At 65.0% G+C, this 17,097-nt stretch carries 13 protein-coding genes and 2 pseudogenes; 10 read left to right on the top strand and 5 right to left on the bottom strand.

What is annotated here, in order from left to right:
• Positions 1–110: 110 nt before the first annotated feature.
• From AC0YKC_RS02760 to AC0YKC_RS02750, 3 genes and pseudogenes are all read right to left on the bottom strand, one after another.
• Positions 111–3,156 (bottom strand): annotated as a pseudogene (locus AC0YKC_RS02760) (efflux RND transporter permease subunit).
• Positions 3,153–4,226, bottom strand: a complete 1,074-nt coding sequence (locus AC0YKC_RS02755) for an efflux RND transporter periplasmic adaptor subunit (RefSeq protein WP_488509829.1) — start codon at positions 4,224–4,226, stop codon at positions 3,153–3,155. The pseudogene AC0YKC_RS02760 and the gene AC0YKC_RS02755 overlap by 4 nt, the downstream one beginning before the upstream one ends.
• Positions 4,223–5,359, bottom strand: a complete 1,137-nt coding sequence (locus AC0YKC_RS02750; RefSeq protein ID WP_320297764.1) for an efflux RND transporter periplasmic adaptor subunit — start codon at positions 5,357–5,359, stop codon at positions 4,223–4,225. Before AC0YKC_RS02750 ends, AC0YKC_RS02755 begins: the two co-directional genes overlap by 4 nt.
• 317 nt (positions 5,360–5,676) lie before the next feature.
• Here AC0YKC_RS02750 and AC0YKC_RS02745 point away from each other — a divergent pair, with 317 nt between their 5' ends.
• Positions 5,677–6,954 carry a 4-aminobutyrate--2-oxoglutarate transaminase gene (locus tag AC0YKC_RS02745; protein ID WP_434725124.1) on the top strand — a complete coding sequence of 426 codons (1,278 nt, stop codon included), beginning with the start codon at positions 5,677–5,679 and terminating at the stop codon, positions 6,952–6,954.
• A 119-nt stretch (positions 6,955–7,073) separates the two neighbouring features.
• Here the strand turns inward: AC0YKC_RS02745 and AC0YKC_RS02740 are convergent.
• A pseudogene (locus AC0YKC_RS02740) lies at positions 7,074–7,305 on the bottom strand (ribbon-helix-helix domain-containing protein).
• A 38-nt stretch (positions 7,306–7,343) separates the two neighbouring features.
• Positions 7,344–8,597 (bottom strand): NAD(P)/FAD-dependent oxidoreductase, encoded by a 1,254-nt coding sequence (locus tag AC0YKC_RS02735; protein WP_488509826.1) that lies wholly within the window; start codon positions 8,595–8,597, stop codon positions 7,344–7,346.
• Between the two features lie 414 nt (positions 8,598–9,011).
• Here AC0YKC_RS02735 and AC0YKC_RS02730 point away from each other — a divergent pair, with 414 nt between their 5' ends.
• The 9 genes from AC0YKC_RS02730 (at position 9,012) to olsA (ending at position 17,095) form a co-directional block, all read left to right on the top strand.
• Complete coding sequence (locus AC0YKC_RS02730; protein WP_488509824.1) at positions 9,012–10,301, top strand: imelysin family protein; 1,290 nt, start codon at positions 9,012–9,014, stop codon at positions 10,299–10,301.
• Between the two features lie 60 nt (positions 10,302–10,361).
• Entirely contained in the window at positions 10,362–10,673 is a 312-nt protein-coding gene (locus tag AC0YKC_RS02725; protein WP_320297759.1) for a (2Fe-2S)-binding protein, read from the top strand.
• Positions 10,639–11,124, top strand: coding sequence for a bacterioferritin (gene bfr / locus AC0YKC_RS02720; RefSeq protein ID WP_320297758.1), 486 nt, complete (start codon positions 10,639–10,641; stop codon positions 11,122–11,124). The genes AC0YKC_RS02725 and bfr overlap by 35 nt, the downstream gene beginning before the upstream one ends.
• 129 nt (positions 11,125–11,253) lie before the next feature.
• Positions 11,254–12,738: a di-heme oxidoreductase family protein gene (locus AC0YKC_RS02715; protein WP_488509822.1), complete on the top strand. Its 1,485-nt coding sequence runs from the start codon at positions 11,254–11,256 to the stop codon at positions 12,736–12,738.
• A gap of 20 nt (positions 12,739–12,758) precedes the next feature.
• Positions 12,759–13,838: an imelysin family protein gene (locus AC0YKC_RS02710; protein ID WP_488510309.1), complete on the top strand. Its 1,080-nt coding sequence runs from the start codon at positions 12,759–12,761 to the stop codon at positions 13,836–13,838.
• Between the two features lie 3 nt (positions 13,839–13,841).
• Positions 13,842–14,957: a DUF1513 domain-containing protein gene (locus tag AC0YKC_RS02705; protein WP_488509820.1), complete on the top strand. Its 1,116-nt coding sequence runs from the start codon at positions 13,842–13,844 to the stop codon at positions 14,955–14,957.
• Between the two features lie 126 nt (positions 14,958–15,083).
• The gene (gene tsaB / locus AC0YKC_RS02700; protein ID WP_488509819.1) at positions 15,084–15,773 is read left to right on the top strand and encodes a tRNA (adenosine(37)-N6)-threonylcarbamoyltransferase complex dimerization subunit type 1 TsaB; all 690 of its coding nucleotides are present in this window, start codon (positions 15,084–15,086) and stop codon (positions 15,771–15,773) included.
• Entirely contained in the window at positions 15,773–16,267 is a 495-nt protein-coding gene (locus tag AC0YKC_RS02695) for a GNAT family N-acetyltransferase (protein WP_140854118.1), read from the top strand. Before tsaB ends, AC0YKC_RS02695 begins: the two co-directional genes overlap by 1 nt.
• Positions 16,268–16,294: 27 nt before the next feature.
• Complete coding sequence (gene olsA, locus AC0YKC_RS02690) at positions 16,295–17,095, top strand: lyso-ornithine lipid O-acyltransferase (RefSeq protein WP_488509816.1); 801 nt, start codon at positions 16,295–16,297, stop codon at positions 17,093–17,095.
• Positions 17,096–17,097 lie beyond the last annotated feature (2 nt).

Genomic DNA, 17,097 nt, shown 5'->3' with positions numbered 1-17,097 from the left:
CTTTGCAGGAAAAGCGCCGTCAAACCAACTGCTGATCTCCCCCCTTGCGGGGGAGATGGCCGGAAGGCCAGAGGGGGGTGGGCGGGAACTCGGCAATCGAATTTTGCGGCTCAAACCGCCCTGCCTTCCGGTACCGCTTCTGCTTCCTCACCGTCACCCGCCTCGCGCTTCGGCTCCTTGATCCTGAACCACGTCACATAAAGCGCCGGCAGGAACAGCAGCGTGATCGCGGTGCCGGCGATGATGCCGCCCATCATGGCATAGGCCATCGGACCCCAGAACACTTCGCGCGCGATCGGGATAAGTGCCAGGCTGGCGGCCGCCGCGATCCTTGCGTACTTAGACGCGGTCCTCGATGTGCACAATCAGGTTGACCGAGTGGCGTATCTGGATGCCGATCAGCGCCAGGAGGCCGCGGATGGCGACGAAGCCGAGGGGCGCCCCGCCCGGCACCAGCGCCGCCACCACGCCGATCAGGCCGAGCGGCGCCACCGCCACCACCAGGAACAGGCGCTGGAAGCTCTGCAGCTGGATCATCAGGATGGTCGCCATGACGAACAGCATCAGCGGCACCACGGCCGCGATCGGGCCTTGGCTCTTGGCGCTTTCCTCGACCGAGCCCGCGGTCTCGACCGAGTAACCGGGCGGCAGCTTGGCGATGAAGGCGTCGACCGACGGCTTCACCTCGTTGACGACGGTCGCCGGCAGCACGTCGCCGACCAGGCCGGCACGCACGGTGATCGTCGGCGTGCGGTTGCGCCGCCATACCGTCGGCTGTTCGAGGTCGTAGCGGAAGTTGGCGATTGCCGCCAACGGGATCGATTCGCCGGTGCCGGTCGGCAGTTGCAAATTCTGCAACGTCGAGATCGAGCTGCGGTCCGCCTCGCGCGAGCGCGCCACGACATCGATCAGGTAGGTGGCGTCGCGCACCTGCGTGATGGTCGCGCCGCCGACCGTGCTGTTCAACGCGCTGGCGATGTCGGACGAGGTGATGCCGAGCTGGCGCGCCTTGTCCTGCAGCACGTCGACCCTCAGCACGCGCTGCGGTTCGTTCCAGTCGAAGGTGGGGGCGGCCAGCTTCGGATTGGCCGAGATCACGCCGGCGAATTGCTGCGCGAGCTCCCGCACCGTCTGGATGTCGGGACCGCCGACGCGGTATTGCACCGGCCGGCCGACCGGCGGGCCGAGCTCGAGCGGCTTGACGAAGGCGTCGGTGCCGACGAACTCCGCGCGCAGCAGTTTTTCCAGCGCCGGCTTCACCCGGTTGCGCGCCTTGATGCTCTTGGTGACGATGACCGTCTGGCCGAAATAGGGATTGGCCGGCTGCACGTCATAGGCCAGCACGAAGCGCACGGCGCCCTGGCCGATATAGGACGAAAAGTGGTCGATGTCGGGATTGCCGACCAGCGCGCGCTGTTCGAAGCGCTCCATCTGGTCGCGCGTTTCCGTGATCGAGGAGTTCTGTGGCAGGTTCCAGTCGACGATCAGTTCCGGCCGGTCGGAGGGCGGAAAGAACTGCTGCTGGACGAGGCCGAAGCCGGCGACCGAGGCGGCGAACACAAGCACGGTCACGATGACAGTCAGCCAATGGCGGCGAACGGAGAAGACAAGCACGCGCCGGAACAGCGAGGTGAAGCGTCCGGGCTGGTCGTGGTGCTTCTCCTTCATCGTCGCCGGCAGGATGGTGACGCCGAGCAGCGGCGCGAACAGCACCGCCACGATCCATGACACCAGCAGCGACACGGCGATGACGACGAACAGCGTGAAGGTGTACTCACCTGCCGCGCTCGAATTGAGGCCGATCGGGATGAAGCCGGCGACCGTTACCAGCGTGCCGGTCAGCATAGGGAAGGCGGTCGAGGTGTAGACATAGGTCGCCGCCTTGCGCAGATTGTCGCCGACCTCCAGCCGCGCCACCATCATCTCGACCGCGATCATCGCATCGTCGACCAATAGCCCCAGCGCGATGATCAAGGCGCCAAGCGAGATGCGCTGCAGCGAGATGCCGAGATAGGCCATCACCGTGAAGGTGATGGCCAGCACCAGCGGGATCGACAGCGCCACGACGAAGCCGGCGCGCAGCCCCAGGCTGATGAAGGAGACGGCGAGCACGATCGCGACGGCCTCGAACAGCGCCCGCGTGAAGCCCGAGACCGCCTCCTCGACGATCACGGGCTGGTCGGCGACCAGATGCACGCCGACGCCGACCGGCAGGTCGGCCAGCACCTTCTGCATCTCCTCATGCAGCGCCTCGCCGAATTTCAGCAGGTTGGCATTGGGCTTCATGCCGATGGCAAGCCCTATCGCATCCTGGCCGTTGAAGCGGAACAGCGCCGTCGGCGGATCGACATAGCCGCGCCTGATCGTCGCCACATCGCTCAGCCGGAAGAAGCGGTCGTTGACGCGCAAATTGATGGCCCGCAGGCTCTCTTCGGAAGTGAACTGACCGCCGACGCGAACGCTGATGCGCTCCGGTCCGGACTCGACGACGCCGGAGGGCGTGATCGCGTTCTGCGCCTGCAGGCTGGCGACGATTTGCTGCTGGTTGAGGCCGAGCGCCGCGATCTGCCGGCTCGAGAATTCGAGATAGATCGCCTCGTCCTGCGCTCCGACCAGATCGACCTTGCCGGCATTCGGCACGGTCAGGATCTTGGTGCGGACATCCTCCACGTAATCGCGCAATTGGCGCGGCGTCAGCCCGTCGGCGGTGAAGGCATAGATATTGCCGTAGACGTCGCCGAAGCGATCGTTGAAGAACGGTCCCTGCACGCCTTGCGGAAGCTGCGCCTTGATGTCGTTGACCATGTTGCGCACCTGAAGCCAGTTCGGCACGACGTCGCGCGCCTTGGTGGTGTCCTTCAGGTTGACGAAGATGACGGTCTGGCCGGCTGTGGTGACCGATTTGGTGTAGTCGAGGCTGTCGAGCTCCTCGAGCTTCTTCTCGATGCGGTCGGTCACCTGCTGCACCGTCTCCTTGACCGAGGCGCCGGGCCAGTTGGCCTGGATGATCATGGTCTTGATGGTGAAGGCGGGGTCTTCCTCGCGGCCGAGATTGAGATAGGAGAAGATGCCGGCCACCACGAAGACCAGCATGAAGTACCAGACCATGGAGCGATGGCTGAGCGCCCAGTCGGAGAGGTTGAAGCCCTTCATCAGACCCCGCCCTCCGGCACTTTGACCTTCTGGCCTTCGGCGAGGCTGTGCACGCCGGCGGTGACGACGCGCATGCCGGCCTCGAGCCCCTCCGCCACCGTGAAGCTGCCGCCGCCCTTGGAGGCGACCTTGATCTCGCGCGTGCTCACGCTGGAGGATTGCGGATCGACGATCCACACTTTTTGCGAGCCGTCCTTTTCGAGCAGCGCCGACATCGGCAGTTCGATCGTCGGGTTGACCTTGGTCATGCGCGTCGCCGTGATCGTCGAGCCGAGCCGGAACGCCGTCGGCGGATCGACCAGCGTCAGCTTGACGCGCCGTGTGCGGGTTGTGCCTTCCGACTGCGGCGCGATCTCGCGCAGCCTGGCGTCGGTCTTGATGGTCGGCACCGACTGCAAGACGATCTCGAAGGGCATGCCTACGGTGAGATCGCCGATCAACTGGTCGGGGATGTCGACCACCGCCTCGCGCGGGTCGGTGCGCGCCACGGTGACGACGGTCTGCCCTGCCGAAACGGTCTGGCCGACTTCGGCGCCGGTAGCGGTGACGACGCCGTCGAAATCGGAGAACAGCCTTGCATAGCCGAGCTGCTCCTGCGATTTGGCCAAAGCGGCATTGGCGCGCTCCACGCCGGCTTCCGCCGCCTGCCGCGCTTGCTTCGCGGCATCGAACGTGGCTTGCGAGGTGTTGGCCGAGGCAAGCAGCTGGCGCTGGCGATCCTCGCTGGCGGCGGCGTTGGTGAACTGCGCCTGCGCATTCGACAGATCCGCTTTCGAGGCCTGGACGGCAAGCTCCAGCGCCGTCGGATCGAGCGCCGCGATGGTCGTGCCCTTGGTGACGAGGTCGCCGACCTTGACGTCGCGCGAGACGACGCGGCCGAGCAGGCGGAAGGCAAGGTCGGCGCTGTATTGCGGCTCGACCGAGCCGGCGAAGCCGAAGGTCTCGACGGTTTTCGGTTGGATCACCATCGACAGGACCGGCCGGATGATCTCCGGCGGCTTCTCTTCCGAGCGCGAGCAAGCGGCAAGCGCCGCAAGGATCAGCAGGGGAACGATACGCGGCAACCGCTTCATTGGCTCGCTCCCGACACCTCGATCGTCTGTCCGGGGCTGAGCAACTGCCCGCCGGCGGTGACGACGCTCTGGCCTTCCTGCAGCCCCTTGTCGACGACGACAATGCCGGAATCGAAGGCGAGCACCTCGACCGGCGCCGGCGTCACCGCCTTGCTCGACGGATCGACGATCCAGACGGCGGGCTTGCCGGCGGTCGAGGTCAGCGCCTGCCAGGGCAACAGGATGGCTTTGACCGACCTGGCGCTGACCGTGCCGATCACCGCTGCGCCGAGCGGCATGCCGGCGGGCGTGTCGGGAATGCCGACCTTGACCCGGATCGATCCCGACTGGGTATCGACCGCCGGCGAGATTTCGCGCACCTTGCCCACGGCCTTGATCTGCGGGTCCGACAGCAGCGTGATCGTCACCGCGGGCGACGGCGGCGTCTGGGCAACCAGAGTTTCATGAACGTTGAAGACGGCGTCGCGATCGCCGTCCTCGGCGATGGTGAACACCGTCTGCGCCGCCTGGACCACCTGTCCGGCCTCGACCTGGCGCGCCGTGATGACGCCGGCGGCGCCCGCCTTGAGCTCGGTGTAGGAGAGGTTTTCCTTGGCGTTGGCCAAGGCGCTTTGCGCGGCATCGACGCTGCCCTGCGCCACTTTCAGCGTCTGGTTGGCGGTGTCGAAGTCCCGTCTCGTCGTGAAACCCTGCGAAAGCAGCGTCTTTTGCCGCTCGTAGGTGGCCGCGGCCTGGGTCAGCTGCGCCTGCGCGGCGTCGAGATCGGCCTGGGTCGACCGCAGGTCCGATTGCTGTTCCTGCGGATCGATGCGGGCAAGCACCATACCCTGGTCGACATGCTGGCCGACATCGACCAGACGTTGGGCGACGCGGCCGCCGACGCGGAACGACAGATTGTTGAGCGTGCGCGCCGCGATCACCCCGGTCAGCGAGGTCCGTGGCGCGTAGTCGGCGAGCGCGACCGTCTGGGTCGTCACCACCACCGGCAGCTTCTTTTCCGCCGCCTGCTGTTTCTGGCAACCGGCCGCCGAAATCGCCGCGCCGGCGCAGGCCAGCACCAGCAAGGTTTTTGTACGAAAAAGCGGGCGGGGCGGCGAAGACGGCAAGGCGGACGATGTCACGTTCCTGCTCATGGTTCCCCTCAGCCCGTGGGAGCCGCTCCTGACGGCGGCACGTCGCGGATGAAACGAGACTAATCGATCGGCGGGAAAAGGAAACCATTTCCGCAGCGCCCATCGTCACTCTGGTTAAGATCGCTTCTTTCTGCCTGATGCAAGTCCGCACGCAAAACCGCGTCACACTTTTCCCGGAATTGCGTTTAGGCAGGCCCAATCGACTGGGCCATGGTGCCGACTTGAGCAAAATGTGAAATAAGGTCAGAAGAGGCCTGCAACGGCATCAACAAGAACGGCCCAGTCTCGACATAGGGATGGCCCGATTGAGGGACGAGATGAAGAATTCAGCCATTTCCGAACGCAAGAACCAGTCGATCTCGCGCGGCGTCGGCATGACGACGCAGATCTATGCCGATCGCGCCGAGAATTCGGAAATCTGGGACGTTGAGGGCCGCCGCTATATCGACTTTTCGTCGGGCATCGCCGTGGTGAACACCGGCCATCGCCATCCGAAGGTGATAGAGGCCGTCAAGGCGCAGCTCGACCGCTTCACCCACACCTGCCACCAGGTCGTGCCTTACGAGAGCTACGTGCACCTCGCCGAGCGGCTGAACGGCCTGCTGCCCGGCAAGTTCGACAAGAAGACGATCTTCGTCACCACCGGCGCCGAGGCGGTCGAGAACGCCATAAAAATCGCCCGCAACGCCACCGGCCGCCAGGCGGTCATCGCCTTTTCCGGCGGCTTCCATGGCCGCACCTTCATGGGCATGGCGCTGACCGGCAAGGTCGTGCCTTACAAGGTCGGCTTCGGCGCCATGCCGGCCGATGTCTTCCACGCCCCGTTCCCGGTTGCGCTGCACGGCGTCTCGGTCGCCGATTCTCTCGCCGCGCTCGACAAGCTGTTCAAGGCCGATGTCGATCCGGGCCGCGTCGCGGCCATCATCGTCGAGCCGGTGCAGGGCGAGGGCGGCTTCTATGAAGCGCCGCGCGATTTCATGGCAGCACTGCGCAAGATCTGCGACCAGCATGGCATCCTTCTCATCGCCGACGAGGTGCAGACCGGCTTTGCCCGCACCGGCAAGATGTTTGCCATGGATCATCATGACGTGGCGCCCGATCTCACCACCATGGCCAAGAGCCTTGCCGGCGGCTTCCCGCTGTCGGCCGTCACCGGCCGCGCCGAGATCATGGATGCGCCCGGCCCGGGCGGGCTCGGCGGCACCTATGGCGGCAGCCCGATCGGCGTCGCCGCCGCCCACGCCGTGCTCGACGTCATCGACGAGGAAAAGCTCTGCGACCGCGCCAACGCGCTGGGCGCCAGGCTGAAGCAGCGGCTGGAATCGATCCGCGACGACGTGCCGGAGATCGTCGACATCCGCGGCCCGGGCTTCATGAACGCCGTCGAGTTCAACGACGTGAAGAAGGGCCTGCCGTCGGCGGAGTTCGCCAACGCGGTCAGGCTGAAGGCGCTGGACAAGGGCCTCATCCTGCTCACCTGCGGCGTCTACGGCAACGTCATCCGTTTCCTGTCGCCGATCACCATCCAGGACGGCGTCATGACTGAGGCGCTGGATATCCTGGAAACCTCGATCCGCGACGCGCGGGCGGCTTAAGGGCACCCTGCATTCCTCCTGACGGCTTACGTCGAAGCGATTGGATGTGCCGTCAGGAGCTAGGATTCTGTAGCCAGACTGGAATATCCGTCTTGGCGTGCAGAATCCGCCAAAATGATTTATCGGCCCTGCGCTCTTCGTCGCAGGGATACGAAGTAGTTGTCGTCAACGCGATTGCCCGGCGAGGACGACGCGCCTTCTAGCAGCAAACAGCGTAGAAGTTGACGATCCTGATCGTGGCGGATCAGTTCACGCACATACCTCGCTGCTCGTGCCATAGCCGCGCTCCGCCACTTGCTGCTCGACGAAATGCTGCAAGCTGTCAGGCAGCGAGACATTTATTGTGCTCATTCGAACATTTTGCGGCGTTCTCCCAAAATTGGCAATCTCTACGCACTGGCCTTGGCCGGTTCCATTTCCTGAAACGCCGCAAGCGCCGCCTTCAGCGCGTCCGGCCCGCCTGCCACAGTCTGCGGCGTCGGCGAGAAGCCGGCGCCGAGCATCTTGCGTCCCAACATGTGATCGGCCGGCCGGTTGACGGATTCGATGCCGAGCAGCCGGCTGCCGGCATAGTGGTAGATCGAGAACTTGTTGTCGGCGAGATCGCCGAGCACCACGTGGCTATCGCCGCCTTGCGTGAGCCCCACCATCTGCAGCTTCATGTCGCCGATATCCGACCAGAACCACGGCACCGCAGAGAATGGCTCGGCATGGCCAAGGATGGTGCGCGCGGCAAGCCGCGCCTGGTCGGTGGCGTTCTGCACCGACTCCAGCCGCACGTCGCCGCCGGTGAACCAGTGCCGGTAGGAAGCGGCGTCGCCGATGGCGAGGATTTCTGGGATCGAGCTCTGCATCTGCTGGTCGACGCGGATGCCGTTGGCAATCGCGATGCCGGCGGCTTCCGCCAACTCGACATTGGGCACCACGCCGATGCCGATGATCACCATTTGCGCCGGCAGGCGCTCGCCGCCGGACGTGATCGCGGCCGAGACGCGGCCGTCTTCGCCCTCCAGGCGGGCGACGGTGGTACCGGTCAGGATGCGCACGCCGATCGCTTCCAGGCGCTGGCGCACATGCGCGGCGATGACCGGCGCCACGGCGCGGCCGAGCAGCCGGTCGACGGCTTCGACGACGGTAACGTTGCGGCCGGCGGCTCTCAGCGTCGCCGCGATCTCCAAACCGATGAAGCCGCCGCCGAGAATGACCACGTCTTCGGTCTGCGCGCTGAGCCCGCGGATCGCCCGCGCGTCGGCCAGCGAGCGCAGCGAGACCACGCCGGCAAGGCCGGCGCCGTCGAGCTTGAGCAGGCGCGGCCGCGAGCCGGTTGCAAGCACCAGCCGGTCGAAGCCGAGCGTTCCACCGCCCGCGACATTCAATTGGCCCGCGCGGGCATCGATGCTCTCGATGCGTACGCCCGGCCGGTAATCGATGTTGTTGCCGGTGTAGAAGGCTTCGCCGCGCAGGGGCTGCGGCTTGGCCTCGGCGTCCTTGATGAAGGTCTTGGAGAGCGGCGGCTTGTGATAGGGCAGTTCCTGCTCGTCGCCGATCAGGACGACAGGCCCTCCATAGCCCTCTTCGCGCAGGCTGGCTGCGGCCTGCACGCCGGCATGGCCGGCACCGACAATCACAACCCCGTTCGTCATCGCAATCCTTTTACTCAGCAAATCTAGGCTCTTGCGCCAAGTGGCGATTGTCTGCCGCCGCCGCAAGAGTAGGCGTCCGGGTCGCACCCAGAACGGCTGCCTGTCAATCCTGTCTCCGGTCGGGCGATTGTCTTAAAGTTGATAATCCCAGTTTAGAATAATTCTAAACTATTGTTTCGATTGATTTTTTTCTGCCGCGCCAGTTGACTCCCGGCCTCTCCATCGCTTTATGGAGAGCTGCGCGCAAAGCGCATCCCTTTGATGTCTGGGCCTTGAACCCTTTCGATTGGAGGCAAGTGGGTGTCTTTTCATCGCGAACCGCGCTTCGACGCGGCCACCATTTTTCCCGGCATGCTTATGCCTCGGCGCGGGTGGGCGCCTTTTGTTGAATTTCCAAAGAACTGGAGAAGGATAATGACGGCACGTAACGGCGGCAGGCTGGCTGCGGTCTGCGCCACGGCTGCACTGACGGCGGCGGTTTTCGTGTTGCCGGCGAAAGCCGAGACCGACGCCAAGGCCGTGATCAAGACCTATGCCGATATCGGGCTTGCCAAATACGAGGATTCGCTGACCACCGCGCAGGCGCTGGACAAGGCGGTCGACGCACTCATCGCCAGCCCCTCCGCCGACGCGTTGAACGCCGCGCGCGAAGCCTGGAAGGCGGCGCGCATTCCTTACCAGCAGACCGAAGTCTACCGCTTTGGCAACAAGGTCGTCGACGACTGGGAAGGCGAGGTGAACTCATGGCCGCTGGATGAAGGCCTGATCGACTATGTCGCCAAGAGCTACGGCACGGAATCGGACACGAACTCGCTTTATACGGCCAATGTGATCGCCAACAAGGAAATCGAGATCAACGGTAAGAAGGTCGACGCCTCGAACCTGACGCCCGAATTCCTTTCGGGCACGCTGCAGCAAGCTGGCGGCATCGAAGCCAATGTCGCGACCGGCTATCATGCGATCGAGTTCCTGCTCTGGGGGCAGGATCTGCACGGCACCGGCCCGGGCGCCGGCGAACGCCCCTATACCGACTACGACCTCAAGAACTGCACCGGCGGCAATTGCGACCGCCGCGCGCAGTATCTGAAATCGGCAACTGACCTTCTGGTCGCCGATCTGCAGAAGATGGTCAACGAGTGGAAGGAAGAAGGCGCGGCGCGCAGGAACCTTGTCGATGGCGAGCCGAACACCGCCATCTCGATTATCTTCACCGGCATGGGCTCGCTTTCCTACGGCGAACTGGCCGGCGAGCGCATGAAGCTCGGCCTTTTGCTGCACGATCCGGAAGAGGAGCAGGACTGCTTCTCCGACAACACCTATAACTCGCATCTCTATGATGCCGTCGGCATCCGCGACGCCTACCGTGCCAGCTACAAGCGGCTCGACGGCTCCGTGGTTTCGGGTCCGTCGGTGTCCGACATGGTGAAGGCCGCCGATCCGGCGATCGACAAGGAACTGTCGGACAAGCTCGACACCACCGTCGCCAAGATGGAGGCCATCAAGGCACGCGCCCTGGCCGGCGAGGCCTACGACCAGCAGATCGCCGAGGGCAACACCGAAGGCAACGCCACCGTGCAGGCGGCGATCGACGCCCTGATCGACCAGACCAAGTCGATCGAGCGCGCCGTCGGCTCGCTCAAGCTGAGCCAGATCGCCTTCGAGGGCTCCGACAGCCTCGACGCTCCCGACAAGGTGTTCAAGTAGGACTAAACGTACCCACCAGCCAAGCGGCGCCGGACCGGCGCCGTCAGCCAGAGCAAACAGATGCTGATCTGCCATTGCAACATCATCACCGAGAAGGAGATCGAGCAGACGATCGTCGGCCTGCTGGATGAGGATCCCTGGCAGCTGATCGTGCCCGCGAAGGTCTATCATGCGATGCGCAAGCGCGGTCGCTGTTGCGGCTGTTTCCCGAATGTGGTGGAAACGATCATTCGGGTCACCGAGAACTACCACGCCCGCTCCGAGGTGGGCGGCGTGGACATCGTTTCACACCTGGATCGCGTGCGAGACTTGCGCGGCCAATACGGGAGCAGAACCCATGAAAGGCGAACCGCAGGTCATCGAGCGGCTTAACGAAGCTCTGTTTCTGGAGCTTGGAGCCGTCAACCAGTACTGGGTGCATTATCGCCTGCTCGAGGATTGGGGCTACACCAAGCTGGCAAAGAAGGAGCGGGCGGAATCGATCGAGGAAATGCACCACGCCGACAGGCTGATCGCGCGCATCATCTTCCTCGAAGGCCATCCCAATCTGCAATCCGTCGCGCCGTTGCGCATCGGCCAGAACGTCAAGGAAGTGCTCGAATCCGATCTCGCCGGCGAATATGACGCGCGCACCGCCTACAAGCGCTCGCGCGAGATCTGCCATGAGGAAGGCGATTTCGTCTCGATGAAGCTGTTCGAGGACCTTTTGACCGACGAGGAAGGACATATCGACTTCCTGGAGACGCAGCTCGACCTGCTTGCCTCGATCGGCGAGGAAAAGTACGGCCTGCTCAACGCCGACCCGGCCAACGAGGCGGAGTAAGGACATGCGGGAATGCGCCGCCCCGTAGATTTTTTGCGCCGCGCGCGGCGGGCCGCAATCGACGGCCTGTCGCTTCGGAAGTCTCCGCGATACCGGACCGGTTGCGGGGCTTCGCTTCTGCTGGCGATCATGCTTTCCGTTCCCGCCATGGCCGGTGAGCCAGCCGCTCTGCCGACGAGCCGCACCGACCTGACGCCGAAGGATCAGGCGCGGGTTCTGGCGGTCACCAGGCCAACGACCGATTTTACCAAGCCCGAGGCGTTCGAATTGATGCAGGGCGGCGCCGGCACGTCGCGCAAGGACGTCGATCGCGACGCCTTCTCGCAGTCCTCCGCCAACATCACTTTCGAGGAGGAGGGCACCTTCAAGCTCGGCAACGCGCTTTTCCGCAAGAACTGGGTGTCGTCGCCGTCCTCGACCCAGGCTTCAGACGGGCTCGGTCCGCTGTTCAACGAGCGCGCCTGCCAGAACTGCCATCTGAAGGACGGTCGCGGCCGTCCTCCGCAAGGCGATGCCGGATCGACATCGATGTTCCTGCGGCTCGCCCGCGACGCCGCCAGCGCCGAGGAAAAAGCCGCGCTTGCCGACCACAAGGCGCCGAACTTTCCCGATCCGGTCTATGGCACGCAACTGCAGGATCTCGCGATCCCGGGCCTCAAGGGCGAGGGCCGCATGCGCGTTGAATACTCCGAGGAAAAAGTGACGCTCGGCGACGGCACTGTCGTTTCGCTGCGCAAGCCGCGCTATTTCGTCGACAATCTCGGCTACGGGCCGCTCGGTACGCGCACCACGCTGTCGCCGCGCCTGACGCCGCCGATGATCGGGCTCGGCCTGATCGAGCAGATTGCGCCAGCCGATATCCTCGCCCATGCCGATCCGGACGACCGCGATGGGGACGGTATTTCTGGCCGGCCGAACATCGTGCGCGACGCGTTGAGCGGCGCGGTGACCTTGGGCCGCTTCGGCTGGAAGGCGCAGACCGCCTCGATCCGCCAGCAGGCGGCCGATGCCTTTGCCGGCGATATCGGCATCTCCACGCCGGAAATGCCGAAGCATTGGGGCGATTGCACCGAGGCGCAGACGGATTGCCTTGCCATGCCGAACGGCGTGCAGCAACGCCTGGGGGCGGTGGAGGCGCCGCTGCCGGTCATGGACCTCGTCACCTTCTATTCGCAGAATCTGGCCGTGCCGGCGCGGCGCGACATCGCCACACCGCAAGTGCTCGCCGGCAAGAAGCAGTTCTACGAGATGGGCTGCATTTCCTGCCACACGCCGAAATTCGTCACAATGCGCGGCACGCCCAACAAGGCGCAGGCCTTCCAGCTGATCTGGCCTTATTCCGACTTCCTTCTGCACGACATGGGCGAGGGCCTTGCTGACGGCCAGCGGGTGGGGGAAGCGAGCGGCAGCGAGTGGCGCACCCCGCCGCTCTGGGGTATTGGGCTCACCGCGACGGTCAACGGCAATGTTTTTTATCTGCATGACGGCCGCGCCCGCACGCTTGCCGAGGCGATCCTGTGGCATGGCGGCGAGGGCCAAAGGGCACGCGACCGCTTTGCCGGCGCCGCGGCCGCCGATCGTGACGCGCTGATCAAATTCCTGGAGTCCTTTTAATGTTAAAACGCGTCGCTTTGATGTCGAAACGCCTGGCTGCCGCGCTTGCCCTTCCGCTTCTTTTGGTCATCTCCCTGCCCGCATCGGCCGCGGTCAAGGCTTCCGATGTCATCGGCCGCGCGATCGACGGCTTCGTCCGCCCCGCCTATGCCAGCCTAGACGAGCATGCGATGAGCCTGACCAAGGCGATGCGCCAGCTTTGCGAGGCGCCGTCTGAAAAGAATCTCGAAGCGGCGCGCTCGGCGTTTTCAGGCATTGTGGAGGCCTGGTCGGTGGCCGAGATCATCGCCTTCGGGCCGATCAAGGAGAACAACCGGCTGGAGCGCATGCTCTATTGGCCGGACCGCAAGAGCATCGGCCTGCGACAGGTGCAGGCCACGCTCGCATCCAAGGACCCGTCAGCCACCGATCCGGCGCAACTGGCGCAAAAGAGCGTCGCCATGCAGGGCCTCGGCGCGCTCGAATATGTGCTCTACGGCGACGGCGCCGACACGCTCGCCAGGAAGGACGATCCCTATCGCTGCGCCTATGGCGCCGCGGTCGCCGGCAACATCGAAACGATCGCCGGCGAGGCGCGTGACGCCTGGCAAAGGCCCGACGGCTTTGCCTCGCTCTGGGCCAATCCGGGGCCGAAGAATCCGCTCTACCGCGACGGCAACGAAGCGGTGACGGAACTGGTCGGCGTCTTCATCAACGAGCTGGAAATGATCCGCGACGTGCGGCTCAAGGGCTTTCTCGGCGCCAAGCCCGATGCCGACAAGCCGAAGCAGGCGATCTACTGGCGCTCCCAAAACACGACGGCTTCGCTGAGCGGGAATCTCGCCGGCATCGACCAGCTGTTCCAGGCCTCGAAGCTCGGCGATGCGCTGCCCGCCGATGCGCAATGGATGGCCGAGTCCATCCACATCCAGCTCGCCAATGGCGTGGCGACGGCGAAATCCATTGCCGGTCCGATCGACAAGGCGCTGGCCGATCCGGCGCTGCGCGACAAGCTCGAGCATTTCGCGCTGATCACCTCGAGCCTGTCGACCCTGATCGGCACCCGAATGACCGCCGAGTTCGGCCTGACCGCGGGCTTCTCGTCGCTGGACGGAGACTGATCGATGGCGTGGACAGGCACACGGCTCATCGACCGCCGCGATTTCCTGCGGGCCGCGGGCGCTGGCTTCGCCGCCGCGATGGCGCCGCGCGCCTGGGCCGATACGCTTGCCGCGGACGCCGTCTTTGCCACGGCCTTCGTCAAGCGTGACGGCAGCTTCGGCGCCGCCGTGCTCTCCGAGGCGGGAAAAATCCTGCACACGGTCGATCTGCCCGATCGCGGCCATGACGTCACCTTCGATCCGGTGTCGAAGCGCTCGGTGGTCTTCGCCCGCCAGCCGGGCACTTTCGCCGTCGTCTTCGACCATGCCGGTCGCGACAAGCCGCTGACCATCGCCAGCATCGCCGGCCGGCATTTCTTCGGCCACGGCGTGTTCTCACCCGACGGTGCCTTGCTCTATGCGACGGAGAACGACTTCGACAATGCCGCCGGCGTCGTCGGCGTCTATGACGCGCGGGCGAAGTTCAATCGCATCGGCGAGTTCCCGACTTACGGCATGGGGCCGCACGAGTTGCTCCTGCTTGGCGATGGCCGCACCTTGGCCATTGCCAATGGCGGCATCGAAACCCATCCCGACTATGGCCGCGCCGAGCTCAACATCGCGACGATGAAGCCCTCCTATACGCTGGTCGACCGCGTCACCGGCGACCTGATCGAAAAGCATGAATTGCCGCCGGCGTTGCATCAGCTTTCGATCCGCCACATGGATCGCGACCAGGCGGGCACCGTCTGGTTCGGCTGCCAGTATCGCGGGCCGGCGACCGACAGCCCGGCGCTGGTCGGCCGCGCCGCGCGCGGCAAGGAGCTCGAGCTTTTGGAGATGCCGCAGGACGTGCTCTCCGGCTTCCGCAACTATATCGGCTCGGTCGCCGCCAATGCCGCGACAGGCACGGTCGCGGTCACTTCGCCGGAAGGCAATTCGCTGGCCGTCCTCGACGCCGCCAGTGGACGCGTGGTCGCCACCAGGTCGCTGGTCGAGGTTTGCGGCCTTGCGCCCGACGGCGCCGGCTTCATGGCGACGACCGGCGCCGGCGAGATCGTCGGTGGCGCCGGCGCGACCCGTTCCGAGCCGGACTATGTCTGGGACAACCACATGCTGCGCATTGTCGCGACGGCGTGATCGCCGCGCGTAGAAGCAAAGCCGCTTAACATTTCTCCGCCCTGGCTCTTGCGGCGGCGGCCCATGCCGGGCAGAGGGAATTGTGTTTCGATCCAGTTCTTTAACCGGCGATATGAAGCTGCCCGCATGAAGCTGCTTGCCATCGACTGTGCCGCCAATCTCTGTGCCGCCTGCGTCTATGACGCGGGCGCGGGGAAGGAGCTTGGCCGTGAGGTGCGCGACCTCGGCAAGGGGCATGCGGAGCATCTGATGGCCGTCATCGAGGCGGCCCTGAAAGCCGGCGGGATCGGCTACCCCGACCTCGACGCCGTTGCCGTCTCGATCGGGCCCGGCTCCTTCACCGGCCTGCGCGTCGGCGTCTCGACCGCGCGCGGCCTGGCGCTTGCGCTGAAAATCCCGGCGATCGGCGTGACGACGCTGGAAGCCCTGGCGGCGGAGGGTGCCAAACTCTTTCCCGGGCGCTCGGTGCTTGCCGCGCTCGATGCCGGCCGCGAGGAAATCCACGCTGCGCTCTACGATAAAGCGTTAGTTGAAACTTACGGACCTTCGGTGGTCACACTTGCCGAGGCAGTGTCCGTGGCGACCGGCGCCGACGCGGTCTTGGTCGGGACCGCCGCGCCGCAGATTGCCAAGGCAGCGGGTCGCGCCTTCGACACCGGTCCGGTCGCCGCGACAGCCGACATCGCGACCTATGCCAGGCTGGGCTCGGCCAGGGAGCCGGGTGAAAAGCCGAAACCGCTTTATCTGCGCGGCGCCGACGCCAAGCCGCAGGCGGGTTTCATTCTGCCAAGGCAGGACAAGGGAAACGAGCCCTGATGCGCATACCGTTCTTTCAGCCGCGCCGCAGGGACTATGCGCTGGAACCGCTGACGGTTGCCGACAGCGCCGCCGTTTCGGTGCTGCATCGCGAGGATTTCGTGCGGCCCTGGACCGATGGCGAGTTCGCCGCGCTCCTCGAACAGGACACGGTCTTCGGCTACGCCGCGCGTGAGACCGGCCAAGGCTCCAAGCCGCCGGTCGGCTTCGTGCTGGCGCGGCTCGCGGCCGGCGAAGGCGAAATCCTGACCGTGGCCGTCGCCCGCACGCATCGCCGCCAGGGCCTTGGCTGGCAATTGATGGACGCGGTACTGCGCGAGCTTCACGCGCAGCGCGCCGAGGCGCTCTTCCTCGAGGTCGACGAGACCAACGCGCCGGCGATCGGGCTCTATCGCAGGCTCGGCTTCCGCCAGGTGGGTCATCGTCCCAACTATTATCGCTCGACCGAGCACGGTCCGACCGGCGCGCTTGTCATGCGCCGCGATCTTCGCTAGCCAATCCGCGCGATAGGGCGGGAGCGAATGATCAAGAAATTACGGATTTTCCTGGCGCTCTTCTATGTCGTCGTCTGTTCACTGGTGCTGGTGCCGCTGCAGATGCTGTCGATGAAGACGGGGTTGTGGCCCGAAACCTTCATCCTGAAGATCTGGCACCGCATGATCCTGAGGGCGCTCGGCATGCGGGTGCATGTGAAAGGCGCGTTGGCCAGGGAGCGGCCGCTGCTGGTGGCGGCCAATCACATTTCCTGGACCGACATCATGGTGCTCGGCTCCTTCGCCGATGTGAAATTCATCGCCAGGGCAGACATGGAAGACTGGCCGCTGATCGGCATGCTGTCCAAGCTGCAGCGCACCGTCTTCATCGAGCGCGAGCGCAAGCGCACCTCCGGCGACCAGGCAAGCGAGATCGCCAAGAGGATGGCAAAGGGCGACGCCATGGTGCTGTTCGCCGAAGGCTCGACCGGCGACGGCAACCTCGTGCTGCCGTTCAAGAGCACGCTGTTCGGCGCGGCCTCCATGGCGATTTCGGAAGGTGCGGCGGAACAGGTCTTCATCCAGCCCGTGGCGATCGCCTATACGCGCCTGCACGGCATGCCGATGGGCCGCCGTCATCGGCCGATTACCGCCTGGATCGGCGACCAGGATCTGATGCCGCATCTGAAAACCCTGCTTGCCGAAGGCGCCATCGATGCCGAAGTGCATTTCGGCGAGCCGGTGCCGTTCTCCAAGGGCTCGAACCGCAAGGAAACGGCGAGGCTGATGGAAGCCAAGGTGCTCGAGATGATGCAGGCTATCCTCGCCGACCCGGCCAAGAGCCGCTGATC

It is taken from the genome of Mesorhizobium sp. CNPSo 4661 (assembly GCF_057784215.1).
This window is presented reverse-complemented; position numbering and strand designations above follow the sequence as displayed.